Source organism: Paenibacillus sp. SRL342 (genome assembly GCF_984798905.1).
This window is the reverse complement of record NZ_OZ481790.1, coordinates 2,657,443-2,681,047: the sequence shown is the minus strand read 5'-3', so window position 1 is coordinate 2,681,047 and position 23,605 is coordinate 2,657,443. Positions and strand designations below refer to the sequence as shown.

Below are 23,605 nucleotides of genomic sequence, written 5' to 3'. Positions count from 1 at the left end.
CCCCCAAGTTCTAATACAACGTATAACAGGCCTTAAGTTACTTAAAAGCATCATGCGGAAGGACAGCATGCACACCCTTCACGCCATTCACAATTTGGGTGATACGCAGGTCAATTACCGCGCTTCCAAGTGCAATCGCTTCCACTCGATCTAGTCCGTACAACTCACCCATCTGCTTAATCCTTTACGCTTCAAGGTTGGCAAGATATTTCTTCAACGGTTCCATATGATGCTGGTCATGCCATATAAAATCTTTAAGGTATTGGGGAATATAAAATACGTTATCCTCTGCGTCCAAATACGTCTGATGAAGCTGTTCTTCCGATAACCCTCGAATGTCATTCATAATTTTATGGCGGTACGTGATAGCCTTATTTACGATTTCAGACGTCTCAGTGCGGTTACCGTACTCAATAGCTTTGCGATTAAACTCTTCAAAATTCATATGTTTCAACGTAACTGCCTGCTTCAGAGCAATCTTCTCAATCGCTTCTTTGTAAAAATATCGATCCCATAACATCATGTGGTTGACGATGGATTTAATCGTCCACTTCCCTTCTTCCATGCTGGAATTCCAGGTCTTCTCCTTGAGATGATTCATCGTCTTGACAAACAACGCCCATTCTTCAAAAGTTTGAAGCAAATGTTCAATTTCTTTGGTCATGATTACATTTCCCCCTTCTTTCTTTTTGAGATGATTCACTGCTCTCTTCGGTTCCGATTCATCCATCCCAAAGCATAATCAACCATCTCTCTTTGGGGTATCAGATAACTCACAGCTTCCCCTACCATTCCTTCGGTAACAGCGTTAGTTTGGATCTTAAACTCATTAAAAATCAATTCAAAATCATCTGATTCATTGTTAATATCATGGTATGTAGTCCATTGCTCAAGTCCATCCACCAGCATTTTTACTCCCCAGATTTTTTGCTTAACAAATGAATTCTGCTGTTTATATTCAGCCAGGTGCAAGGAGGTGTTACTATTTGTAGGCGCACCAAGTAACAGAATGTATCCACTCAAATCATAGATTTTTCCTAACGGAGATTTCTCATTTAATGCATAATGCAAGTTGTGATCTTCCATTATCCGTTTTGCCTCTTTCCCCCAGGCAGCAAAAGACATGTGCGGATGTGAGCTTCGAAACACACCATCTTGCTTCCGAAACACCTCAGGAATGATACCCATATACGAGGTTGGGGTTAAATCAGGATAATAAATAGGCATATTGTCTTTGATGAACTCAATTTCCGCTGAGGACAGGTTCGCGTCATGCTCTGAAGGTTCACAAAGATGTTCTGTTTGAGTGGGCATGACAATGGTTCCATTGGTTCCAACGGCTTCTTCCAGAGCTAAAATAACACTTACCGGGCCGCCTATAACCTTACCTATTGCTTTGAAGGAGGCATGAACGATTATCGTCATGCCCTTCCTTATCCCCATTGCCTTTAAATCATTAACTACACTTTTTCTTGTTTGTAACTCCATTGAAATCCTCATTTAATCCTCCAGACCAAAGCAGACAAAGTTGTCACTAGATATCGATTCCGCTACAGCTTCGTAATATAATTTTTACATATTTTTCAATGGTTCATGATGGGGCTTGAACAGCGCTGCAATAATCTTCTCTGCACATTCTTCCGGTGTGTTCATACTTGTATCAATCGAATAGCTATAGTTGATGTTTTGGGCCATAATTTGATGTTGCTCATCCGATTGCTCTTCTCTGCGATCACCACGCTCAATGTTACGCTGACGACAGATATCGAGAGGACAGTGCAGTTCAACGATATCCAGTGGATACCCTTCAAAAATCTGTTTGACTTGTTCATAATGCGGCGCGAGCTCCGGTCTTTCCACAAGAATGCCATCAATCAGAACATGCTTTCCATGGTATGAAAATACTTTTGCCGTATGATACATCATTACAATCGCTTCACTCAGATACTTCCAGTAATCCGTCTGAAGATGTTTATCACCAATCGTATTTTCAAATAAATCATTAGCCACAACATAGAAAAACGGATCATCGTATGATTGCATCGCCTCTACAATTGAAGTTTTACCAGAACTGGTTACACCGTTCAAAAATATAATTTTGCCTTTTTCCATGATAGTCATCTTCCTTGCTTAAGTATAATTTTATAAACGTAATACAGCATGTACTACGTGTGTTTCATTGATTTTTTGAGCAGCATGATCTGGCCAATATGATAGGCATTATGAATACATAGATTTGATACAACTCCCCACCATGGCGCGTTGAAATAGGCAGGGATTTCACGGGTCAATTTATGTTCTTCACTATCTTCGAGTGCCCTGTTCCAATCACTAAACACGGTTTTCAGTCTATGTAATGTCTTGCGCCACTCCACATCATTCAGGTTAGACGTATCTATGTCGAATGTATCCTCATTATTCACTGAATTCTGCCCGTTGACCTGTTCGGCAATATATCTCTCAAGCCACTTCTCATTCCAGAAAATAAGATGATTGACGATCGCCCAAATGGAATGCTCTCCCTCATTCTTTACATAAGAGGCTTCCGCCGCATTGAGGTCTGTCAAAATATCATGAAGCGGTATAAACCAGCTCTTGTCATGATAACAAGCGTTTAATTGGTCTATGAGAATAGTTTTGTAACTCATCGTTGCACCTCACTCAGATTAATATCATCATTTATCCGTTCATTGACTTCGCAATCTTCATCACAAGATCTTCTGACATATTTCTGCCAATGATCTCGTATTGCAACGCCTTCCCATGCACATCCTCTTCGATCCATATCAATTGGGAAGTTTCGTTATTGAAAATATAAAATGCTTGGACGCCACGTATGGCTACCTGTTTAACCTTAGTACCATCATGATCAGACAATGCGATCCGGCTCTTTGTTGTCCCGAAAATATTAAGTTTATAACCACCGTATTCTTTATACGTGATGCTGATGCCCACAACCTTCTTATTGGGCTTCAATTCTCGTATCACTACATTTCTGCCTGACCTGTTACTTTCTTCAATCATTTCATCGATTTCTTGCGAAGTTAAATTATCAAATCCATAAAATACATGAATGGCATCTATATCAGAATCAATCGGAAATTTCGGCTGCCATGGAGAGTAATGCCGTTGCAATAGCTCCAGACCATCTTCCCATGGAATGGCTGCATAATTGGTCTGTTGCGTGAATTGATTCTCTATAACATCTGCGGTGTAAATCGCCTTCCCGTCACCAGGCTTTAAGTCAATGACGATTCGGTCAATCGCATGATCATTGCGTAAGGATTCAATTTGAATCTTTCCAAGCACATCTCCGCTTTTGTTTTTGATATCCATTGTTCTTTCACTCCTTTGTTTTCAAAAATACCTTTCTGATCTTCATGCTATAGAAAGCTGAGACCTACAGAAGATAAAACGATCATGAGGACTCCAAATATGCAAATCGTCGGCAAGATATCCTCGTAACCATAACTTGTCGTTTATTCGTCTGAGATAAAAACCTTTTGGAAATTCATTATCCTCCGTAAGGGTTGCAGATGCTATCGTAATGGAGCCGGACGGAGCTTTGTTACCCTCTGAAATATTGGTAGAACATATCTCAGGCTGATCTAAATATTGCATTCTTAGATAAGGACCTAACTCAACCGGACAACATTCCAACCCAAGATCATTTGCTCTTCGAAAGAGCTGAAAAGTCGTAGCACCATCCGAAAATCCAAGTTGTCTGACGGTCAACTCAACCGTTTGCAAGCTTCGCTTTGTACTGGAAACTATAAATCTCTCATCATTTAACAACTGTTCTCCATATTTATTCAATAAAATAGAGTGTTGGTCCAGTTTCTGTATAAGCTGTGGTTTTGTTAATCCGCCAACGTCTACTATTCTTATTTCAACTGCGCAATCAGGGTATACTTTTTCATCTTCAATCAACATCCGTATCCCCCTAATCAAGATTACTTCTATTTGACTTTATATTTAAAACGCAGTCACTCATCTAGTTCTGAATCCGTTTACATACTAATCCTAGGTAATTGATAGCAGCAGCCCAAGGCTCCTCAGAAATTCAATTCACAATTTCCCATTATGTTACCTCCACACTTGAGATGTATAAAACCCTACCACCTCTGCGATGTTATACAAGATTTAATTTGAGCAATATGATGCTGCCCGTGCCATACAAATCTTTGAAGGGCGATATCCAATGAAATTGTACCTAACACTTCTGTTCGGAGTTTTCGTCTAAACTGATCGAGATGTAAACTATACAACAGCGTGAGAAATCGCTTGTGCAGTATCTCCATCAGCAAAATTGAATCTTCGATGGGCGTATTCCTGTAATGATGTAATGATGCCCATAAATCCTCTCGATATGAGCTTGCCATCGGTTCATCCTCAGTTAACGCTCTCTTAAATCTGATATAAGCGTTCATGTCATTGTCCGCAAGGTGGTGCACAATCTGTGTAATCGTCCAACCGCCATCACGATAAGGAGTACAAAGTTGATCATCATTGAGATGTTCTGTAACCTCTCTTATGGTCTTCGTAATTCCGGGAATTTGATCAATGATGTGGATTCTTTCCTCATTAGAGAGTTTAAGATTTGGCTCAAAGTGTCCTATCGGAAAGCGTATATTTTCATCCAAGGTTGACCACCTCTCTCCATTTCTCTACTATAGAACCAAATCATATCCAATATAACCCACAATGTTCCATTTGCGAAGTATAAAAGCAAAAAAGAAGCAACCTTTATTCTCGGGCTGCTCCTTATATTACACTACTCTCATATCTGTATTTGGATTAGAAAACTAGCACAATTAAACCTGAGTTACGAAGGTACAATTATATAAGAAGCGCCCCTATCTTGGGTAGAATGGTGCTTGTCCAGAACATCACCAAGCAAGAGAGGAGCGACTTTAAGGTGGAGTCTACCATAATGAGTGATCTTATTCTGAAAATTCAATCAAAAAAGGATGGCTTTTCTCATCAAGTGCATTATGAATTCTGTCATAGAAATTTCCCCATGTTATCATTTGCCCAACTTCTTCTAAAGTAAAGTAGCCCACCTCTTCACTTTCATCACTGGTAGTTAAAGCTCCACCAATCGGTTTTCCAGTAAATATATTGTTGCATACGCCACGCGTTATGTTCTGATACAAACCACAAAATTTAATTAATTCGATGTCAATTCCTGTTTCCTCTTTCACTTCTCGAACTGCTGCCTGCCTAATAGTCTCTCCTTCTTCAACACAACCTTGAGGCATTTCCCAACCTCTTCGACCTTTCATAAGTAAAATCTCATTATGTTCATTGAGAACGATTACACTTGCAGAAACGATAAATTTCATTCTAATTCCTCCTATGTTGGTTTAAATAACCACTCGTCCTCTAATAGCTATAGCTAAATTCCTAGAACTGAAACATAATCTTTTGTTGTTAATTGCTCTTTAATCCATACAACAAACTCTATGATTAATTCACGAAGTCTCTGAACATTATTGAGAAAATCTTGTTGAAACTCATCTTTAGAACTGCCAAAGAAGAAATATACATGTTCATTTATTAATTCCATTGTTACTTTTTCATCAAGGAGATTAGCAAACGTTTTCAAATCCTCAAGGATCACCTCCCACGTTTTCCGATGTATTTCGTTAAATGCATAATGATCATATCCAGAAAATATATTTTCTATTGATTTCTCTATATAGCCGAATACTTCTTCATCAAAGTAAATTGAGTTCTCATTCCAACATTGCCCTAGGTACTTCCCGGGTAAAACTTCAATATAACCAGTTCCTTCAAGTTCTTCCCTATCTCTTATTATCTTCATCGTTCACCCTCATTAAATAGTTTCGTCGATTTCACATACTTTTCTGTATATAAGACCCAGCGTATGCTGGGTGTGTGAATGCGGAGTTATGTGATTTCACTGCCTTCATTGAGTAAACTTATCATTTGCCTGTTGGTTTTTAAGATTATCACTTTGTCTTTATAAGGGGACAAGAAACTACAGATTTCTTTCCGATTTGTACTATTGAATTTATGATTCCAAATAAGCATTTCAATTAGTCCTCTTAATGTTTGCTTGTATATAGATCTTTCTGCGCCTATTCTTTGTTTAACAAATCTCATGATAATTCTAAAATGTCGAATCAATACATTAGTGTCTAGGTAATAAATTACATCTGCTCTTGAAAAGCTATCAGAAAGCCATTTATAATATACTCCCTCTACAATCCAACTATCATTATCAATTATTTTATGTAGTAATTTATCTCTCATGTCTGGAGGGTTCTTTCCTGAAAATTCCACTCTACTGCTCCACATGACTGTATCCAGTTCGTAATATTTTATATTTAATTTCTCTGATAAAACTTGACCAAGATATGTTTTCCCGCTACCGGTTGAACCTATAATATGAATTCTTAAAGGTCTAGACATAATTAGCTTCTCCTCTTTAATTTATTGCAGTGATTTCTAATCACCTTCCTGTTTTTATGCAGTTCAACAAACTCGGAGGCGTCTACCATAATATCAACTTCGAAATCCACTTAGCAGACCTAGGCTCCGTTAGGAGCCGTTGCTTTATGTCATACGACGGAATCTCAACTTTGAGTAACCAGCAGATGTTATCATCCCATCATTGATCTGCTATATGCTCCAATAGATCTCCAGGCTGGCATCCCAATGCCGTACATAATTTATCGATTACTTCTAACGATACATACTCATTCGTATTAAGTTTTGCCATCGTTGCCGATGAAATCCCCGTCATTTTCAATAAATCCTGCTTCTTAATCTCCCTGTCAATCAATAATTTTTGAAATGGTTTATAACTTATCATCTGGTATCCCTTCATATCCGAATTCAAGCTTTATATAGGACCTTCTCAAAAACAAATTCATCTATAATCAATTCTCATCTGATCGGAATCTTTACTTCAATGCTATACCATATCTGAAATAAACATGGCTTTAGTTCCTTCTTCTGGCTTAAATCCAAATAATCCATAGAATTTTTCTGCACTATCATAAGATATAAGCACTTTTGTCTTGATATTAGAATATCGACTAAGCATTTGTTCCATCATTCTCTTTCCAATTCCTAATGATTGATATTCTTTGTGTACTAACATGTAATGAAAATATACTGTCATCACGCCGTCAGACAATGCATTTATTAAACCAACTAATTTGTTATCATCCCATGCAGTAATAACCGTATGCGAGTTATTTATTGCTTGTCTAAGATCTTCTGGGAAATCTCCTGATTTCCAGTCCACCGAATGAAACAGTTCTTGAATTGCCTGTGTATCAATGTCTTTTATTTCTTTGAAAATAATTGTCATAATATTGCTCCTATGCTTGTTGTTTTGATTGGTAGTATTGGATAACCGTTCTTATATCCACGATGTCCCGCCACGTTAATCAGCTTCTATCTAATCCTACCTAATCCTCTATCAGCCTCTAATTGAAGTTGCATGGTTTTAGGTCCCATATACTCTTGTGCAGCCCTAAGAATCTTTTCGTCGTTACCCAATATTTCCGATACCGTAACTGAAAAAATGCTATCAATTAAGTAATCATCTTTGCAATTAGATACTTCTTCAAAATAATCAAAAATACTTTCTAGAAGCTTGTTATTTCTATTCTCGCTTAATAACTTAATAATCTCCGGCATGAATATTCCCTCAATTATGACAGTTTCTAATACCATACCGTGATTCTCAATTGATTTTTTATAATCAGTACTAGTGGAAGGGAAGAAATTTAACATTATCTTTAAAAATTCCTCCGATTTTCTAATCATGAATCCCCACTCCTCTGTATAAACTGTCTTTGAATTACGATGACGCAAGTCTGAAAATTTTTGTATTTGATTCTGTTCTTTAACACAGTTCTTAACAGAGGTTTTTGCTAATGTTCTTGTATTCACGACGTCCCACCGACTTTAAGAGACGAAGTCGCTGGGCGTGATGCGCTTAGTCGGTGCGGATGTGTACAGCTGATTCCACTTCCCTGCAGCTACCAAATACTTCTCCGAATCCTCATCTTACTTTGGCCGGACCGAGCTCCGAATGACTCGAAGAGTGAGATGGATCAGACTTCTGCGAATTACTAACCATTATCCATTTTTAGAAGGCCCATCTATGCTCCTCTGGCAAACACTCATCACAAAGTAATTGCCCTTCAACAACAGCTCCGTTATTGAGTTCATCAATATGATTTGGCTTTTCTCTATCAGTTGCCCATGAATTACATTTTGCGCATCTTCCGCAATTCATTGCTTCTGGATCGAGATATACAGAGGAACTGCTCTCCCAATGTAATTTCAAATCTCTCCTTATTGTAATTTCATTTTCTAGTACAGGAGTCAAATCCCCATCGATTTCTTTATATTCTTCGTCAGTTAAGTCAATTAGATAAGCTATATTCACAAGATATGTCTTCTTACTCATTTCTTTCATCCTTTAAATTTTCATGGTTTATACGTTCTTCGGCCTTTCGCATAACGTTCGTGCATTCACGACGCCTCAATGGCATAAGGTAGGTAGGCCGAGTGGCTCCGCCACTTTGCCAGTGCAGGGGTGATCGCCTGACACCGCTTCCTGGTTCCTTACCTTCTGGTGACCGAAGGACAGTATTGGAGTACGATGGGTGAAAACAATGTTATCCGCTGTTGCCGGCATCATTGAATTACATTCTAAAACTCTTCAATATATTGTTAGCCAAATGAATTTCTAGAAGCAGCCATTGTATTTAAAGCGTTCTCAAAATAGCGATATACTTCATCTGCGATTTCCAGAAACTGTTCAGCAGATACATCGCTATCCAAGTAACAAGCATACAGATACTCAACTAAAGCGGAGTTAATCTCACAATAGTTTAATATGGCATTCTTCATCTTAATGATTTCATCTTCCCATACCCCTGTATCTTCTAAAACCAAAGAGTATAATGCACGAATTAATCTCTTAGAGTAACCTTTAATATATCTAGTTTTCATTGCGTGATCACTAACATTAGAAAGTGATCGATGTACACGATCTACTTCCTCCTTGGTATCTGTATTTAAGTCTAAAATGAATTCTTGAGAAATGTTGATCGGGGGTACTTTTTCACCAATGTCCTCCCCATGTATACAAACACAAATGATCTTAATCCAAAAACCCCAATCATTCGGTCTACTTAATACATCATCAATCGAGCAAATGATCGTATCCATCTTAGTAACGAATGGATATTCTTCCAAAAGCCTGTCTTTAATCATTGACAATCTTTCGTAATCAATATCTTCGGGATTTGCACATACAATAGTAAAGTCTGCATCTGACTTAAAAGGTTGAGCTGTTCCTTTTGGAATCGAGCCACACATATAAATGCTATGAATCTTACCTTTAAATTCGTTAAGTATATGATCTATATACTTATCAACCAAATCCTTATATTCACTTTGTATTGTAATTCTATTTATAACTTTTTCTAATATCATATAGACTCCTCCTAAAATAAGAACTTGTTTCGGCTAACGTTGTTGTATTCCTGACGTTCAAGCAGCTTACCGTAGGGAACGAGTCAATAGACTTAGCTGATTGAATGTGTCGCCTTAATCAACTTCTCCGATATCCTTCTTGGCGACCGAGGAGCAAGTGCGACGGTGTATGAATGTACTGTGAGATAAAGTAACCTTGAGTTACCCACAAAATCTTTCTAGACTTACAGCAACACCGTTTTCATCATTATTAACGGTTATTTCATCAGCGATTTCCTTCAATTCCCTAATCGCATTTCCCATAGCAATAGAATATCCCGCCATCTTAAAGAGGCCTACATCATTATGATCATCACCAAATACAATAACGGAATCCCATTCTACATTATATAATTCACAGAGTTTAGTAATTGCCATTTCCTTAGATGCCAGAAGAGGCATGATTTGTACTAATTTATTATTATCCGTAATTAGTATATTCACTCTACCCTCGAATTTTTCAAACAATCCAGGATTGTGATTATTGCCAGTCAGAAGTATCTTCGTAGCATCATATTGCTTTAATTCTTTTAAGGGTTTTACTATGGGGTTTGATTGTGTGTTCATTGAGCTAATATAATCAAGCTCTCTTAAACTAAACCACTCATCCTTCACTTCCATAGTCAACTCAACTTGAGGGCCACACTTCAAACAGTAATCAAGAATTTCTGTAGTTACATTAGCAGGGATTGATTCATTAATTTCTATCTTGGTTTCCTTACATATCACTTGAGCTCCGTTGTAATATACAAAAGCCCCGATATCTACTAATCCTTGTGGAAGCAACCAATTAACCGCCCTCGGCGGTCGAGCTGTTGCAAATATTATTCTTATTCCTTTCTGATAACAAGATAAGACCACATCTGCGTTTCTCTTAGATACTTCTTTTTTTGAATTTAATAATGTTCCGTCCAAGTCAAGAACTACAGTTGAATACTTCAATGAATCAACTCCCAATATAAACTACTTCGTTATTTTATTTACCGTTGTTGTATTCACGAACCCGAGAGACTTAAAGGAGCGACTAGGTCGAAGACTTAGCCTCACAGGAGTTGTCTACTGGATACTACTTCCTCGAAACCCCACTGACAGACCAAGGGGCTTAGCCCCGCAGTGTGAATACGGTGTTGGCAAGATTTTAGGGGCTTCTTCGAGCTACTTTCAATGTGCTTGGTTCATTAAGATTGAGATATATTCTTCATCTTTAAGCCTTGTCACCTTACATTTCTCATTGCATTCAAATTCTAATATTCTCTCTTCAATTGTTTTATTAGAACTATCTTTAAATACGTCCTCTCTGTCATAGTGAGGGAAAATAAGCTTGTCGGTTACACCTAATGCCTTAAAATCCGTTAAATCCATTGTGTTCATCTGTGGAGTAAAGAAATCGACAATGTTAATATTCGGCCCCAGTAATAACGTTCCAGCACTTACTCCAACTATAATTACATTCTGTGCGGCCAGTGTTTTAATAATTTTATCAGCACCACTTTTCTTAGCGTAATACAATAAAGTAAATGGATTTCCACCATTGATATATATAACATCTCTATGTAAGAGAATTTGCGGGTCATCAAATTCAATATCTACAAAATTGATATGTTGAAATCCCATGTCCTTAAACTCTTGCATCGCACTTTGTGCATATCTATTAGTTTCTTTTCTAGGGGATGCTGTTGTAATAATTGAGACTTTTAATTGAGAAATATCTCCATCAATAAAATCCAGAAATTGATTTTTAATATCTTCAGTATAAAAACCACAAGAGGTTAGTAACAAGCTACTCATTTTAATCCCCGTCCTTAACTAATAGTTATCAATCTTTTAATTAAGCATTCCCCTGATTTTTGCTAACTTTTTTGTGTTCACAAACTTACGCAGCAAGTTGTCACATAAATCAACTCCCCTGCCAAAAACATCATTTTGACCAAGGGGTAACCGTAGCAGTGGTTGTCTGCTGAAATCCCTCTTCGATATCCTTCCCGCAGAGCTAGGCTCCATCAGGAGCCGCTGCTAGAATATTATGTTATGAGATGTCAAATTACTCTTCATTGCTTTCACTTTCAAATTTCTTTTCTTGATTTTGCTTAAACGTTCTTCCGTTAACATCTATCCACTCTACAGGGCCTGCTGCTTGACGGCCTAATACTACAGCAGTCGCTGCACTGATACTGGAGAAAATCGCATTCTCATTAAATATATAAAATTCCCCGCCATCAATCAGAACTCCAGTTTCTATCAATTTGTTTCTCTGCTTGATCCATCCCTCGGAAATTGAACTTGACGTCTGTTTACAGCTTTGAGATCCAGATAGAACTACATAGCCTTTTTCAGTTTCTATCAATTTAGCAGAAGCTCTTTTGCTTTTTAGCGTGTATATGATATCACTACTAACCGGAGGTGATGAAATTACATTATCATTTGATTGTTTAAGGGTAGAAGGAACCAAGAACATAAAATTAACTACTGGAAAAATCAACTTCATCTGCTCTAAAAAGTATTCCATATCTGAAATATCAGCTTCAGGGAGAGTTGTTAACTCAGGCTGTACAGCATTATCAATTTCGGCTGTTTTCGCATCCTTAGATAAAGAAATAATTCGAGATTCTAAATACTTGATATGAGATTTAGTAAGCATTCCATCCTTGCTTATAAAGGCTACAATTTCGATAAAATCCTTATCTGAATCCGCTAAGTGTTGCTTTAATCTCTTTTTAAGATTCTCTGCTTCACCTATGTATATGCGTTCATTATAGTTTTCGTTGTTAGGTAAAGATTTTAGAATGTAGACTCCTGGTCTATTAAATTCGGGTCGCTCTATGATTTTAGGCAAAGAAGAACGCTGTGAATATAAAGCCTTACCTGACCAATTACCGATTTCAATTGTTCTAGGCCCTGTTTCTGACCCATCCACAAGAAATATAGTTAGTTTTTTTCCCACTCTTGGTTTCCCCTTTAATTTGATTTCTCATAACATCATATCTACGAACTTCGTAAATATCTCTCTTATCAAACAATATCCGAACTACATATAATATAACCCATATTAATCCATCTGCGAAGTCACGAACATACTCAAAAAAAGCAGCCCCAGTGCGAACTGCTCCATTTGTTAGAAAAGACTAACCTGTTGGATGCAGTTTTACATTTGGGCTGCTCTTTCTTCGCTCAACTTTACTCATAACCTTCAGTAATCAACCTTTGCTCCCCTTCACCTAAAACATTTACTTCGCTCCGCTACTCCACACCACGCGTTCGCTCATCGCTTTATGTTGTGCAATCAGGCAGAGTTCTGCCGCTTTGAATGCATGTTCTTGTGTCATGGCTGTCTCGGTGCGATCCAGACAATCGCGAATCAGTTGACCAAAGAACGGATAACCGACCTTGCCCTTCACGCTGTAGCGAAACTCGCCTTCATGGTTTACCAGATAGACCTGATCTCCTTCCGGTTCTCTCGCTACATCGATATACTTCCGCAGCTCGATATAACCGTCCGTTCCCAGAATAACTGTACGCCCATCACCCCATGTGCCCAGACCATCCGGTGTGAACCAGTCCACTCGGAAGTAACCGGAAGCTCCGTTATCACCAATCAGAGAAGCTTCGCCGAAGTCCTCCAGTTCCGGGAACTGTGGGTGATTGAAGTTATGCACACGACTGAACCCTACCTCAGCGTCCGTACATGATGCAAACGTCAGAAATTGTTCGATCTGGTGACTCCCGATATCACAGAGAATACCGCCATACTGCTCATGCTTGAAGAACCAGTCGGGTCTTCCTCCAGCATTCAGGCGATGCGGGCCTGTACCCATAACTTGCACTACTTTGCCGATTGCCCCTTGTTCGATGAGCTGCCCCGCATAGATCGCACTTTCTACATGCAGTCGTTCACTGTAATACACCATATACTTTTTGCCCGTTCGCTTCACTTCTTCTCGTGCAAGCTTTAATTGCTCCAGCGTGGTAAATGGGGCTTTGTCTGTAAAATAATCCTTGCCTGCGGCCAATACTCTCATGCCAAGCGGCGCACGATCTGAAGGGATCGCTGCACTTGCCACCAATAACACCTCATCGTCTGCAAGCACCTCCGCTTCAGATCCAGCGACTTGAGCCTGTGGGAACTGCTTCCGAAATGCCTCCACCTTCGCCGGGTCCGGATCATACACCCACTTGAGAGTAGCTCCAGCCTCCAACAATGCCCCAACCATGCCGTAGATGTGTCCATGATCCAGCGCAACAGCAGCAATCGTGAACTCACCCGGACCACATACGACCTCTTTTGTAACGCTTTTTGGTGCATAAAACATCCCATCTTTAGCCATGTCATCCCATCCTTATTATAAAATGTTGATTACAATGAACTCGTCTTATATATCATCTTCATTTAAACGTCTGACTCAAATCAGCAGGTTGACTGCCACTGAATGCCTTGTCTTTCTTCGTCGTTGAACCAGCAATGCGTTCCTGCAGATGCTCGTAGAACAGATCCTCATCGATCGGCAGATCGACCCAGTTATCCGTCCAGGTAGACAGCAGCATAGCGTTGGATAACGTCAATCCGTGTATACCATCCTCACCGGGAGCAATAAGTGGTGCGCCTGTAAGAATCGCATCAACCCAGTTACGAATCAGACCCGGGTGACCCGTTTCCACACCTGTAATCGGGATTTCACATTTCCAGCATTCTGGCTGTCCAAAACCTCCGGTAAACCGCTGATTGAATTCAGGCTCAGATTCCCGAAGTCGCCAGAACGTAAGTTTTCCATCTTCGATCACGATTTTACCTCGGTCTCCGTTGACCTCGAATCGATTGGTACCCGGTGCTTCGCCAGTGGTCGTTACAAAGACACCTGTTGCTCCATTTTCATACTCCACATAAGCCGTTACATCATCTTCCACTTCAATGTTCCGATACTTGCCAAACGAACAGAAAGCACGCATTCGTACCGGCATCATGCCGATGGTCCACTGCCACAGATCCAGTTGATGGGGGTCTTGGTTAATCAGTACACCGCCCCCTTCACCTGCCCATGTTGCCCGCCAGCCGCCGGAATCATAGTAACTTTGGGATCGATACCAGTTCGTAATAATCCAGTTGGTACGCCGTACCTCTCCCAGTTCCCCTGAAGCAATCAAGTCTCTCAGTTTAATATAGAGTGGGTTGGTCCGCTGGTTGTACATCATGGAAAAGACTTTACCGCTGGCTGCGGCCGCTTCATTCATCTTGCGTACCTGTTTTGTATACACACCTGCTGGCTTCTCAATCATGACATGCAAGCCATGCTGGAACGCCTGAATGGCCTGTTCCGGATGATCATAGTGCGGCGTTGCAATAATGACTGCATCAATCGTACCCGAAGCCATCATCTGCTCTGCATCCTGCCAATAGGTTACCGTTGCCGGAAGATGACTGGATACCCAGCTCTCCATCTCTCTTCTTACATCACATACGGCGACCAGCTCTGCACCGGGTACTTCTCCAGCCACCAACGTTCTGGCATGTGCTGCTCCCATGTTTCCAATGCCAATCACCGCTACTCGTACGATACTCATGACTGCTCCTCCTCGTCCACACGACGCTCGATTTCGGCGAAAACGTCTGCAAAATGCTGTAACATCGCCTTGGATTCCAAGGCACCACTAAAGTCCTCAATTCCGTAGTAACCGTCATACCCAACGGCACGAAGATCTCGCACCATCTGTACCCAATCGACCATGCCTTTAGTCAGCGGTGTCCACTGACATTTCCAGGCTGTATTCAGAGCCACTCTGCTGCTTTTCTCAGTCACATTAGCCTTTTGCGAATCTTTCCCTTCTGCTTCAAACCACCCGGCATTTTTTACATGTACATGAGCCAGATAAGGCCCCAGCAACTCAAGTCCCATACGATGATTCTCATATCCTTCATGTACCATATTGCCTGGATCGTACAATACACCCACATGCTGCGGGTCGAGTGATTGCACAAGCCGATAGGCCAGCGATGCCGTCGGTGCTATCGTCTGATGATGTGTCTCTACAATCGCCTTGATGTTGTACTGTTTGGCCATATCCTGTACTTCACTCAGGTAATCAACAGCTTTACGATACAACTCAGGATAACTGGTCTTGCGATCATATCCAGGAACACCCACACGCATCATTGAAGCTCCTAAACCAGCAGCAGCCTGAAACGCCTGCTCAGTGGCAGACAGATCTCCACAGTTCAGATACGGCACAAGTGCAATGGATTTCCTACCTTGCCCTAACGCTGCTTCACGAAAAACAGGAACCTGTTCCTCCCAGCGACTCGGATCTACAGAACATCGATTATTTCTCCAGTAAGAAGGCTCTTCAGACATAGCATCTTCAGGAATTCCACGGAATCTCCACTCAATTCCATCAATCCCTGCTGCTGCCGCAGCCGATGCCAATTCTTCTGCATTCAGATCAGGGGTAGCCACCGTGAATACAGACAGTTTCATCATGATCCATCTCCTTATGTAAACGTATTCATTTCATGTCGTAAAGGCATTGTATCACTCCACTGAACGTCACCATAGGGAAAAACGCCAACAGATGAATGACAGATAACGAACAGAGCACATTCCCCATTCAGAGATAACTTCCAAGAGAATGATGTGATCAAAAATCAAAAAAGACATCCCTGGAACAGATTTGAATTCTGCTCAAAGATGCCTTGTACAATAATCATATATATAAGATGAAATTTAAGGAAAAGGTTCCCTATCAGTTATCCAGTCGCCACTTCAGTAGCTGGTTCTGGTTCTTGTACTCGTCCAACTTGCAACCCGCGCATTATCTCTCTAATCCCGATCAAAGAATACATGTTCAGCCTGTATTTTCCCCTGATCTATTGTCATGATGCCAAATGAGTATTGTTTCTGAAAACGCCGATCCGTAGGCGACCCCGGATTAAATACCAGCGTGTTATCGACGGTATGCATCACCGGGATGTGTGAGTGTCCGTAGATTACAGCATCCACATGCTGGCCTGCAAAGGTATGAATCGCATTCTGCTCCGTACCCTTTGATCCCAGATGACCGTGCACAAGACCCAGACGAAGCCCTTCCACTTCAACAATACGGGAATATCCCAGTTTTTCAGCGATTTCGGACGGGTCCGTATTACCCGCTACACCTTCAACTGGTGCATACTCACTAAGCAATGGGTATACACTCCAATCCGACCAGTCACCGGCATGAAGAATGAGATCTGCACTCGGCAATACATCCAGGAGCCTAGTCGGTAACTTCCGTGATTTACGTGAACAATGCGTGTCAGAGATGACTACAATTTTCATATAACAACCCACCTTTCCTTCGTCTTGTTGCAATCTACTCTGTCTGTGATGGAACAGCTTGCATCTGAGTACAGGAACGTTCCATATCTTCGAGTGTAATGGATGCAAAGAACTGCTCCACCTTCGCCTCGGCAACCTGATACAGATTGGTCAGCAAGCTGTCTATATGCAAGCCCACTTCACAATCCGGGTTACAATTGCCGTGAATCGGGAACAATGGACCTTCGTCCTTGGCAGCCTGATAGATCATGGCTAATGTGATTTCACTTGATGGCTTCGCTAAGTAGAAACCTCTTGTTCCAGGAGAGGAGTTCACTAATCCTGCCTTTTTCAGCCCGCCCAGAATACGTCTGACGACGACAGGGTTGGTATTCACGCTACCTGCAATATGTGCAGACGTGATTCGTTCAGGCGCGCTGAGTGACAATAACAACAAACAATGCACACTGACCGAAAAATGAGTACTCATGATTAACCACCTTTATTTAATATAATCCAGGACATGCCGACCTTATTCAGAGAACAGATCCTTTTCGGGACGTGCTCTGATCTTGAGCTGTCGCACACTGTATTCCAGTTGTTTCACAATATCATCCAGCTGTTTGCGATCAATCTTGGTTGGATCTTCCACCGGTTTCGCGGACGACTTGAGATCGCGGATCGTTAACTGCTGTTCTTGCCATTTGTCCATTAGATCTGCAATATTGGCATAGAAACGTTCGTAATCTTTGATGACCAGATCAAGATAAGCATCTACCTCATCCGGATCATAACCACGAAGTTTATAATTAAATTGTTTTTCATGTATCGATAACGCATCTAGCTGCACACCCAATTGTTTGAACAATTGTCTTTGTTTATCCAATCTTCGTTTCATATGTTCATCCATATTGACAACCTCCATTATAAGCCAAGCCGTAGTTCTATTTCCTGGGAAGAACACACGGCAATTTCTCTCTCTATTTTTTATAACACATAATCCGTCAGATATAAAACGATACAGCCCTATTCCTCACGAAAATGATTGCTTTTCTTCCAATTCGGGTAAAGACACACTACACCCCACAACGGGAAAGGAGCATGTCCTTATGAGTACATTAACTAAAGATCAACATCAAATACTGAAAAACGCCCTTTTGGAGCAACGTGAAAACTTGCAGCGTCATTTTGAATCCAGCATGGAAGACGGTGCTCCAGTCGAGTCGCTGAAAGATTCAACCGGTGAGCTGTCCTCCTACGATAATCATCCGGCAGATGCCGGTACAGAAACATTTGAACGCAGCCGTGATCTGGCGATTGACGATACATTAACAGACGAATTCAATCAAGTGAACGACGCATTGGAACGTATGGAACAAGGTACATACGGAACCTGTGTAACGTGCGGAGAAGATATTCCTTTCGAACGACTTGAGGCTATCCCTTATACCGCTTACTGTATTGACGACACACCTAATCGGGAGATCAGCAACGATCGGCCCGTTGAAGAAGAAGTGATGACCATGCCTCCAAGTGGTGCTGGAGAAGGAAGACAGCAGCGAGCGGGCAAGTTCGACAACGCAGATGCCTGGGAAGCAGTTGAAGAATATGGCACATCCAACTCCCCCGCAACCGCAGCCAAACGTGATGTGAAGGGCTACGATGAGAACATGTAACTTCGTTATGAACTGAAACGGTAGGCATCAAAATTAATTGATTCCATAGGCTGCTCCACCATTAGCCTTCCTTATCACGCATTAAAAAGCCGCCATTGGGCGGCTTTTTCTAGTTTTCTCCAAAGCAGCCTCTCACGTTTGCGGTTACTTGCTTCCAGCGATAAGGCTGAACCCATGTATTCCATCCGTTTATTCTTCCGACTCACTACCAGATGATGCAGATTCCTGTCGCTTAGACACAGATCGAGACGTTTTCGGAGTTGCTTTGTCCTTATCAGACGTAGCATTCTTTTTCTCTTTTGCATTTGTCTTAGAAGCAGGTATTTTCACTATAGGTTTGGAGAGAGCAGAGAATAACTGAAAAACCTCCTGTTCCCCTTGTCGATTCTCTTTTGTAGTATAGGGTTCACAGAGTTTTATGATGTTTTTATACAACTGCTCTACTTCCTCACGGGTTGCATACAGCGTGATGTCCGAGAGAAACATCCGATCTTCGTTTTCCGCCTGATGCATGAATCGCTGACGACTTTGTTCGAACATCTCATTTAATAATTTGAGCGTCTCGGATCGAAACACCTGTTTCAATGGAGAGTTTTCCTTATCTTCATCTTCGTGACGGAGATGGATCTCTCCGGTGAATGGTTCGTAGTATTTTGCGATAATCCCATTAATCTCACGTGTGGAAACGATGGTCAGCAGACCGATTTTCTCCAGCTTTTTTACATGATAGTGAACTTTGGCTGGCACCTCACCCATCTGGTCGGCGATCTCTTTGACAGTGGATGGTCTGCCCTGCTTGTTAAACATATTCATAATCTGAATCCGATACGGATCGGAGTAGATTTTAATTTCTTCAATTGTTGAAAGAACCTTGTGCTCCATCCCTGTATCCTCATTTCCGGGGTACCTGTTGTCCATCGATGTCTCTATTATACCGCTGCGTCAGGACTTCGGTCAAAACGAGCCAGAAATGACTTGATACAGAAAATCGGCTAAGGATCACTTCTGAATATCTTCACAGAGCACTTCGAAAACTTTTGCTAAATAACAGCATACCTGCGGACATGGCAAGCATAATACCAGAAACGATAAACAGAACAGGCATGGTCATCCAATCTGCAAGTGCTCCCGAAGCCAGACTCCCAAGGGGTGAAACACTCAAGACGAGCATACCCTGAAGGGCATACACTCTGCCCAGCATCTCCGAAGGGGTAACTTCCATAAGATAGGTGGCCAGCGGTGTTGTAGCCAGCGGAATCCCCATACCCATCAGTAGACAAAAGGCCGCTGCAACCGGCAGTTGGAAGGAAGTCATATAAGCGGGTAGTGCCGTCATCGCATAACTGAGACCCAACATGACAATACCGCTGATGACCAGCACACTTTTACGATAATTCGCTCCCCTTTGTGTCAACCATACACCACTGAGCAGCATGCCTCCCACCATCAGCCCACTAAGCAGACTTAATCCCCCAGCGCCAGCATGCAGCGTTTCAATGACATAGGGTATACGGAGAACATTAAACGGCATCAGGCAGAAATTAACGAAGGCAAACAGGATGGAGACAATTAACAATAAGGCATGTTTACGGAGAAAATGAAAAGCTTCCGCCATTTCGGAGAATATACTACTTTTGTCGGATGGAAGAGAATTTATTTCAATTGATGTTTTATCTTCATTGTTAACAGATGTTAAGGCTTCAGGGTAGCCTACTCGGCTCATAATCAAAGCACTTAGCGCAAACAACCCCGCATCAATCAAGATCGTCCAGGCAATGCCTATTGTAGCAATAAGGGCACCCGCCACTGCAAGTCCTGCGAGTTCGGCCACTCTGGTTGCGGAAGAGGACATGGCATTACCCGAAAGCAGCATCGATTGGGGAAGCAATCGGGGGACACTGGACACTTCCGCAGGACTAGTGAAGCATTCCAGCAAAGAATTCAGAATTGTAATAACAAACAGATGCCAGACTTCAAGTTGGCCCAATCCAAACAGCAGAGCTGTAATCCCCACCAACAACCCGCGACCGGTATTCGTAATCACAATCACTTTTTTGGGAGACATGCGATCAACCAAAGCCCCGGCGAACAGACCCAGAAGGATATTGGGCAAAAAATTCACCGCCAGCAACGTACCCATCAGCACTTTCGAACCGGTTAGAATGTACACCATCCAACTGTAAGCAATCGAGTCAATCGAATCACCAAATCTGGATACAACTTTACTAAGCATAAATTGCATGTACGGTCTGATTCGTATTAACTCACCCATACCTTGCTTGCCAACTGCTGTGTTATCGCTCATCCCTTTTCACTCCTCAACGTTAAAATATTTTTCATGTTAATTTTATTTTAACGTAAGTTATGCAGAAATCAATACTTCCGTGAAAATAATTTTAACGACAAGGAAGAAAAGTAAAATCTCGTTCTTCTTTCAGATGATTCGTAATCAACACAAAGATTTTTGGGACAACCTTTTTGAACAACCTCCTATAACACAAAAAAACAGACCACATGTGGTCTGCTCGGCTTGACGGATTATATTTGAACTGCCTTCATTTGCTGCCTACTTCTCAAGACGCAATTGAAATCCAGCTTGCTCAGCCTGTACCTCCAACATCAAATCACGTACCCGGTCTGCTTCATTCCCCAGGCGTTCTTCGCTGATTAGGTAGTTGGTCCATTTCAGCTCAAGTGGAAGTTCAATCGTACCCGTCAGACAATCCCACAATGCATCAAGATTACCGCCATAAAAATCCGGCAGCTTCAGCTTATCCTTTAATTGTTGATGAAGTTCAGTGCTACTCGTAAAGTCTTCTCCATCCAGAATCACGGTATTCATGGCTGCTCCTTCCTCTATTTCAAACGTGTAAATGATGCATAGTGATCTGTCGTTTTGTAGATGAGCCCATCATTGGAGTACACAATTCGATCCGAATTACGGAAGCCGGAAGTATAGTTAATATCCGCTTCGCGCCATGTACGTCCGCTGGCCGAAGGCAGCAGCCCCTCCCGATTGCCAAATGTATCCCCACCGATGCTTTTGCCAGGAGCAACTACAGCCAAGTTTCCTTTTGACGCTACCCAGCCAAGTCCTGTTGCCTGTGATTTGGTAATAAAGTTACATGGCAACGTTCCGTTTGCACTTAAATAGTTTGCTACACCTGTAAACGTATTGATGATGGTACATGTTGCAGCAGATGCCTTCTGCTGTCCGACTGGAGTGAACTGTGAACCTGTGAGGAAAACAAACGTTAACAACAATGCCAGTAATGCGGTGGATATCAACTTTTTCATCAATCCGGCCTCCCGATCCCTCAAAGTAGATGAACGTTGTCACGATATGCGTTCTGCAAGCTGTAACGGTCTAGTTGTATGTTCTGCTAGATTATAGTAAACAAGTCATCTCATGACTATTTATATCACATCATTTTGGTAGAAATATCAAATGAAGACGTTTAATTTGTAAAATATTATAATTCTAACATTTTAAGACAGAAAAAAAAGACTCTCATCCCTGAAGATGGAGTCTACTTTTCTAGTATGTTTAAACTGAGCTGACCTAATCTAATCGATCAATTGCACACGTTGACGAGTTCGAGCCGATTCCAGGCATGCATCAATAACGCGCATGTTTTGAATGGTATTTTCCGGACTAAATGGTAGGGCTTCACCTTCAAGCACAGCCGTTGCAAACGTCTCCACCTGAAGCACATAGGAATTCGACACCGATACACGCTCCTCACGGCTGACCGAATCCGTGTGCACAATAATCTGAGGTGGAATATCACTGTTCTCCCAGCCAAACACTTTTGGCAGTTCAATCCGCCCTTCCGTCCCAAGAATCTCCATCTCCGCTCGTCCTGAAGCCCACATGCCACAGTCAAAAGTTAAAGCTACTGAATTCGGAAATTCTACCAGTCCCGACGCCATCATATCCACGCCATCATGCTCGTCCGAGAATAGAGCGTGTACTGTCACCGCTTCCGGTTCCTGTCCCAGATACATCCGGGCTGCCGAGATCGGATACACGCCAAGATCGAATAATGATCCGCCGCCCATCTCTCTTTTGAACCTTACATTCTCCTTGTCATCAGCGGTATTACAGGTAAAGTTACCATGGATGGCTCTGACGATGCCTATTTCTCCACTAGCTATAATCTCTAGCACACGTCTGTGCTTGGGATGATATCGATACATAATCGCTTCTGCAAAAAGAACACCATGCTGCTCACACGCCTCGATCATTTCTGCCGATTCATCTGCATTCAAGGCAGCAGGTTTCTCACACAACACGTGTTTGCCAGCCTGTGCCGCTTTGATGGTCCATTCTTTGTGCATATGGTTAGGCAAAGGAATATAGACGGCTTCGATGTCCGGATCAGCGATGAGCTCTTCATAACTGCCATACGATCTGGCAATGCCGAGTTCTTCGGCAAGGATTTCCGCCTTTTCTTTGCTGCGGCTGGCAATCGCCAACACCTCACCACGTTCAGACTGCTGGATCGCCGGAATGACTGCATTTTTGGCAATGGTTGACGTACCGAGTACTCCCCACTGTAACTGTCTGTTCATGCTCATCTTCCTTTCGTACCGTAATTGTCCTCTTCTGCCTTGTGTAACATGCCGAGACAACGATCCAGATCCGTTTTGACCTGTTTTTTGTATAACTCAGCTTTTTCCGCACCATCATCTGTAAAATGATATAAAACGATTTCCTGAAAATCGACCTTTGGATCATTGCCTTTAAGTTTCTTTGTCCGATAAAAAACACCTTGCTGTACCAATTCATGCAGTGCCCGATATACCTCGCTCTGGGGTGGTACATAACCGTAGTCTTTGAATTCCTGCTTCATCGCCTCCAGCATCTCGTAACCATACCCCCTGTGCTGTTCAACCATCGTAATCAGATACAGCTTGATAAATGCCCGCTGTGCAATCATAAAAGCCACGTTCATTCCCCTCCTGTCAGAACCTATATATCTAGTATTATAAAACTTATGTTCGTGTTCTGCCATCTTTCTCCGCTTTGCCTCCCTTTTATCTATCTTCAAGGAGGACGAGCAAGAAATCGTGTGAATTCGCGTTAATCTGAGGGAAGCACGGAAAAAGGTTTTC

General features: G+C 41.7%; 32 protein-coding genes. 1 reads left to right on the top strand and 31 read right to left on the bottom strand.

Annotation, left to right across the window (positions count from 1 at the left end):
• Nucleotides 1–37 precede the first annotated feature (37 nt).
• The 25 genes from AC4E8D_RS12405 to AC4E8D_RS12285 all read right to left on the bottom strand — a co-directional run bounded on the left by AC4E8D_RS12405 (nucleotide 38) and on the right by AC4E8D_RS12285 (nucleotide 17,721).
• Complete coding sequence (locus AC4E8D_RS12405; protein ID WP_260633027.1) at nucleotides 38–172, bottom strand: hypothetical protein; 135 nt, start codon at nucleotides 170–172, stop codon at nucleotides 38–40.
• A gap of 12 nt (nucleotides 173–184) precedes the next feature.
• On the bottom strand, nucleotides 185–664 hold the full coding sequence (locus AC4E8D_RS12400) for a DinB family protein (RefSeq protein ID WP_339307941.1): 480 nt from the start codon (nucleotides 662–664) through the stop codon (nucleotides 185–187).
• A gap of 35 nt (nucleotides 665–699) precedes the next feature.
• Complete coding sequence (locus AC4E8D_RS12395) at nucleotides 700–1,488, bottom strand: AAC(3) family N-acetyltransferase (RefSeq protein WP_339307939.1); 789 nt, start codon at nucleotides 1,486–1,488, stop codon at nucleotides 700–702.
• A gap of 84 nt (nucleotides 1,489–1,572) precedes the next feature.
• A complete protein-coding gene (locus AC4E8D_RS12390; RefSeq protein WP_221825142.1) occupies nucleotides 1,573–2,112 on the bottom strand; it encodes a phosphotransferase-like protein in 540 nt (179 codons plus the stop codon).
• A 53-nt stretch (nucleotides 2,113–2,165) separates the two neighbouring features.
• On the bottom strand, nucleotides 2,166–2,648 hold the full coding sequence (locus AC4E8D_RS12385; protein WP_221825143.1) for a DinB family protein: 483 nt from the start codon (nucleotides 2,646–2,648) through the stop codon (nucleotides 2,166–2,168).
• Nucleotides 2,649–2,679: 31 nt separating this feature from the next.
• Nucleotides 2,680–3,336, bottom strand: coding sequence for a DUF4367 domain-containing protein (locus tag AC4E8D_RS12380; RefSeq protein WP_221825144.1), 657 nt, complete (start codon nucleotides 3,334–3,336; stop codon nucleotides 2,680–2,682).
• A 42-nt stretch (nucleotides 3,337–3,378) separates the two neighbouring features.
• Nucleotides 3,379–3,933 carry a helicase gene (locus tag AC4E8D_RS12375; protein WP_221825145.1) on the bottom strand — a complete coding sequence of 185 codons (555 nt, stop codon included), beginning with the start codon at nucleotides 3,931–3,933 and terminating at the stop codon, nucleotides 3,379–3,381.
• Between the two features lie 182 nt (nucleotides 3,934–4,115).
• Nucleotides 4,116–4,643 carry a YfiT family bacillithiol transferase gene (locus tag AC4E8D_RS12370; RefSeq protein WP_221825146.1) on the bottom strand — a complete coding sequence of 176 codons (528 nt, stop codon included), beginning with the start codon at nucleotides 4,641–4,643 and terminating at the stop codon, nucleotides 4,116–4,118.
• A gap of 300 nt (nucleotides 4,644–4,943) precedes the next feature.
• Nucleotides 4,944–5,345: an NUDIX hydrolase gene (locus tag AC4E8D_RS12365; RefSeq protein ID WP_221825147.1), complete on the bottom strand. Its 402-nt coding sequence runs from the start codon at nucleotides 5,343–5,345 to the stop codon at nucleotides 4,944–4,946.
• Between the two features lie 53 nt (nucleotides 5,346–5,398).
• Nucleotides 5,399–5,827: a hypothetical protein gene (locus AC4E8D_RS12360; protein WP_221825148.1), complete on the bottom strand. Its 429-nt coding sequence runs from the start codon at nucleotides 5,825–5,827 to the stop codon at nucleotides 5,399–5,401.
• An 86-nt stretch (nucleotides 5,828–5,913) separates the two neighbouring features.
• On the bottom strand, nucleotides 5,914–6,438 hold the full coding sequence (locus AC4E8D_RS12355) for a P-loop NTPase family protein (protein ID WP_221825149.1): 525 nt from the start codon (nucleotides 6,436–6,438) through the stop codon (nucleotides 5,914–5,916).
• A gap of 199 nt (nucleotides 6,439–6,637) precedes the next feature.
• Nucleotides 6,638–6,841 carry a helix-turn-helix domain-containing protein gene (locus AC4E8D_RS12350; protein ID WP_079346583.1) on the bottom strand — a complete coding sequence of 68 codons (204 nt, stop codon included), beginning with the start codon at nucleotides 6,839–6,841 and terminating at the stop codon, nucleotides 6,638–6,640.
• Between the two features lie 102 nt (nucleotides 6,842–6,943).
• A complete protein-coding gene (locus AC4E8D_RS12345) occupies nucleotides 6,944–7,345 on the bottom strand; it encodes a GNAT family N-acetyltransferase (protein ID WP_076249971.1) in 402 nt (133 codons plus the stop codon).
• Nucleotides 7,346–7,431: 86 nt separating this feature from the next.
• A complete protein-coding gene (locus AC4E8D_RS12340) occupies nucleotides 7,432–7,932 on the bottom strand; it encodes a DUF7674 family protein (protein ID WP_260633028.1) in 501 nt (166 codons plus the stop codon).
• Between the two features lie 199 nt (nucleotides 7,933–8,131).
• Entirely contained in the window at nucleotides 8,132–8,455 is a 324-nt protein-coding gene (locus AC4E8D_RS12335; RefSeq protein WP_221825150.1) for a hypothetical protein, read from the bottom strand.
• A 266-nt stretch (nucleotides 8,456–8,721) separates the two neighbouring features.
• Nucleotides 8,722–9,489, bottom strand: coding sequence for a nucleotidyltransferase domain-containing protein (locus AC4E8D_RS12330; protein ID WP_221825152.1), 768 nt, complete (start codon nucleotides 9,487–9,489; stop codon nucleotides 8,722–8,724).
• Between the two features lie 201 nt (nucleotides 9,490–9,690).
• Nucleotides 9,691–10,470, bottom strand: a complete 780-nt coding sequence (locus AC4E8D_RS12325; RefSeq protein ID WP_221825154.1) for a Cof-type HAD-IIB family hydrolase — start codon at nucleotides 10,468–10,470, stop codon at nucleotides 9,691–9,693.
• A 219-nt stretch (nucleotides 10,471–10,689) separates the two neighbouring features.
• Nucleotides 10,690–11,316 carry a Type 1 glutamine amidotransferase-like domain-containing protein gene (locus AC4E8D_RS12320; protein ID WP_221825157.1) on the bottom strand — a complete coding sequence of 209 codons (627 nt, stop codon included), beginning with the start codon at nucleotides 11,314–11,316 and terminating at the stop codon, nucleotides 10,690–10,692.
• 253 nt (nucleotides 11,317–11,569) lie between these two features.
• Complete coding sequence (locus tag AC4E8D_RS12315; protein WP_221825160.1) at nucleotides 11,570–12,469, bottom strand: GIY-YIG nuclease family protein; 900 nt, start codon at nucleotides 12,467–12,469, stop codon at nucleotides 11,570–11,572.
• A 283-nt stretch (nucleotides 12,470–12,752) separates the two neighbouring features.
• On the bottom strand, nucleotides 12,753–13,850 hold the full coding sequence (locus tag AC4E8D_RS12310) for a Gfo/Idh/MocA family protein (RefSeq protein WP_221825162.1): 1,098 nt from the start codon (nucleotides 13,848–13,850) through the stop codon (nucleotides 12,753–12,755).
• 58 nt (nucleotides 13,851–13,908) lie between these two features.
• Nucleotides 13,909–15,081, bottom strand: coding sequence for a Gfo/Idh/MocA family protein (locus tag AC4E8D_RS12305; protein WP_221825164.1), 1,173 nt, complete (start codon nucleotides 15,079–15,081; stop codon nucleotides 13,909–13,911).
• Nucleotides 15,078–15,992 carry a sugar phosphate isomerase/epimerase family protein gene (locus tag AC4E8D_RS12300; RefSeq protein ID WP_221825222.1) on the bottom strand — a complete coding sequence of 305 codons (915 nt, stop codon included), beginning with the start codon at nucleotides 15,990–15,992 and terminating at the stop codon, nucleotides 15,078–15,080. Before AC4E8D_RS12300 ends, AC4E8D_RS12305 begins: the two co-directional genes overlap by 4 nt.
• A 342-nt stretch (nucleotides 15,993–16,334) precedes the next feature.
• The gene (locus AC4E8D_RS12295; RefSeq protein ID WP_221825166.1) at nucleotides 16,335–16,832 is read right to left on the bottom strand and encodes a metallophosphoesterase family protein; all 498 of its coding nucleotides are present in this window, start codon (nucleotides 16,830–16,832) and stop codon (nucleotides 16,335–16,337) included.
• Nucleotides 16,833–16,866: 34 nt separating this feature from the next.
• Complete coding sequence (locus AC4E8D_RS12290) at nucleotides 16,867–17,301, bottom strand: Rrf2 family transcriptional regulator (RefSeq protein ID WP_017689053.1); 435 nt, start codon at nucleotides 17,299–17,301, stop codon at nucleotides 16,867–16,869.
• Nucleotides 17,302–17,343: 42 nt separating this feature from the next.
• Nucleotides 17,344–17,721: a DivIVA domain-containing protein gene (locus AC4E8D_RS12285; protein ID WP_017689054.1), complete on the bottom strand. Its 378-nt coding sequence runs from the start codon at nucleotides 17,719–17,721 to the stop codon at nucleotides 17,344–17,346.
• Between the two features lie 199 nt (nucleotides 17,722–17,920).
• On the opposite strand from AC4E8D_RS12285, the gene AC4E8D_RS12280 reads away from it, so the two are divergent.
• On the top strand, nucleotides 17,921–18,487 hold the full coding sequence (locus tag AC4E8D_RS12280) for a TraR/DksA C4-type zinc finger protein (protein WP_036609176.1): 567 nt from the start codon (nucleotides 17,921–17,923) through the stop codon (nucleotides 18,485–18,487).
• Nucleotides 18,488–18,676: 189 nt separating this feature from the next.
• Here the strand turns inward: AC4E8D_RS12280 and AC4E8D_RS12275 are convergent, their stop codons facing one another.
• The 6 genes from AC4E8D_RS12275 to AC4E8D_RS12250 all read right to left on the bottom strand — a co-directional run bounded on the left by AC4E8D_RS12275 (nucleotide 18,677) and on the right by AC4E8D_RS12250 (nucleotide 23,439).
• Nucleotides 18,677–19,369, bottom strand: a complete 693-nt coding sequence (locus AC4E8D_RS12275; RefSeq protein WP_221825167.1) for an ArsR/SmtB family transcription factor — start codon at nucleotides 19,367–19,369, stop codon at nucleotides 18,677–18,679.
• Nucleotides 19,370–19,502: 133 nt separating this feature from the next.
• The gene (locus tag AC4E8D_RS12270; RefSeq protein WP_221825168.1) at nucleotides 19,503–20,792 is read right to left on the bottom strand and encodes an MFS transporter; all 1,290 of its coding nucleotides are present in this window, start codon (nucleotides 20,790–20,792) and stop codon (nucleotides 19,503–19,505) included.
• 261 nt (nucleotides 20,793–21,053) lie between these two features.
• Nucleotides 21,054–21,329, bottom strand: coding sequence for a barstar family protein (locus AC4E8D_RS12265; RefSeq protein WP_221825169.1), 276 nt, complete (start codon nucleotides 21,327–21,329; stop codon nucleotides 21,054–21,056).
• Between the two features lie 14 nt (nucleotides 21,330–21,343).
• Nucleotides 21,344–21,784 carry a ribonuclease gene (locus AC4E8D_RS12260; protein ID WP_076318556.1) on the bottom strand — a complete coding sequence of 147 codons (441 nt, stop codon included), beginning with the start codon at nucleotides 21,782–21,784 and terminating at the stop codon, nucleotides 21,344–21,346.
• 270 nt (nucleotides 21,785–22,054) lie between these two features.
• Nucleotides 22,055–23,062, bottom strand: a complete 1,008-nt coding sequence (locus AC4E8D_RS12255; RefSeq protein WP_221825171.1) for a Gfo/Idh/MocA family protein — start codon at nucleotides 23,060–23,062, stop codon at nucleotides 22,055–22,057.
• A 2-nt stretch (nucleotides 23,063–23,064) separates the two neighbouring features.
• Nucleotides 23,065–23,439, bottom strand: a complete 375-nt coding sequence (locus tag AC4E8D_RS12250) for a replication termination protein (RefSeq protein WP_036609188.1) — start codon at nucleotides 23,437–23,439, stop codon at nucleotides 23,065–23,067.
• Between the last annotated feature and the right edge of the window lie 166 nt (nucleotides 23,440–23,605).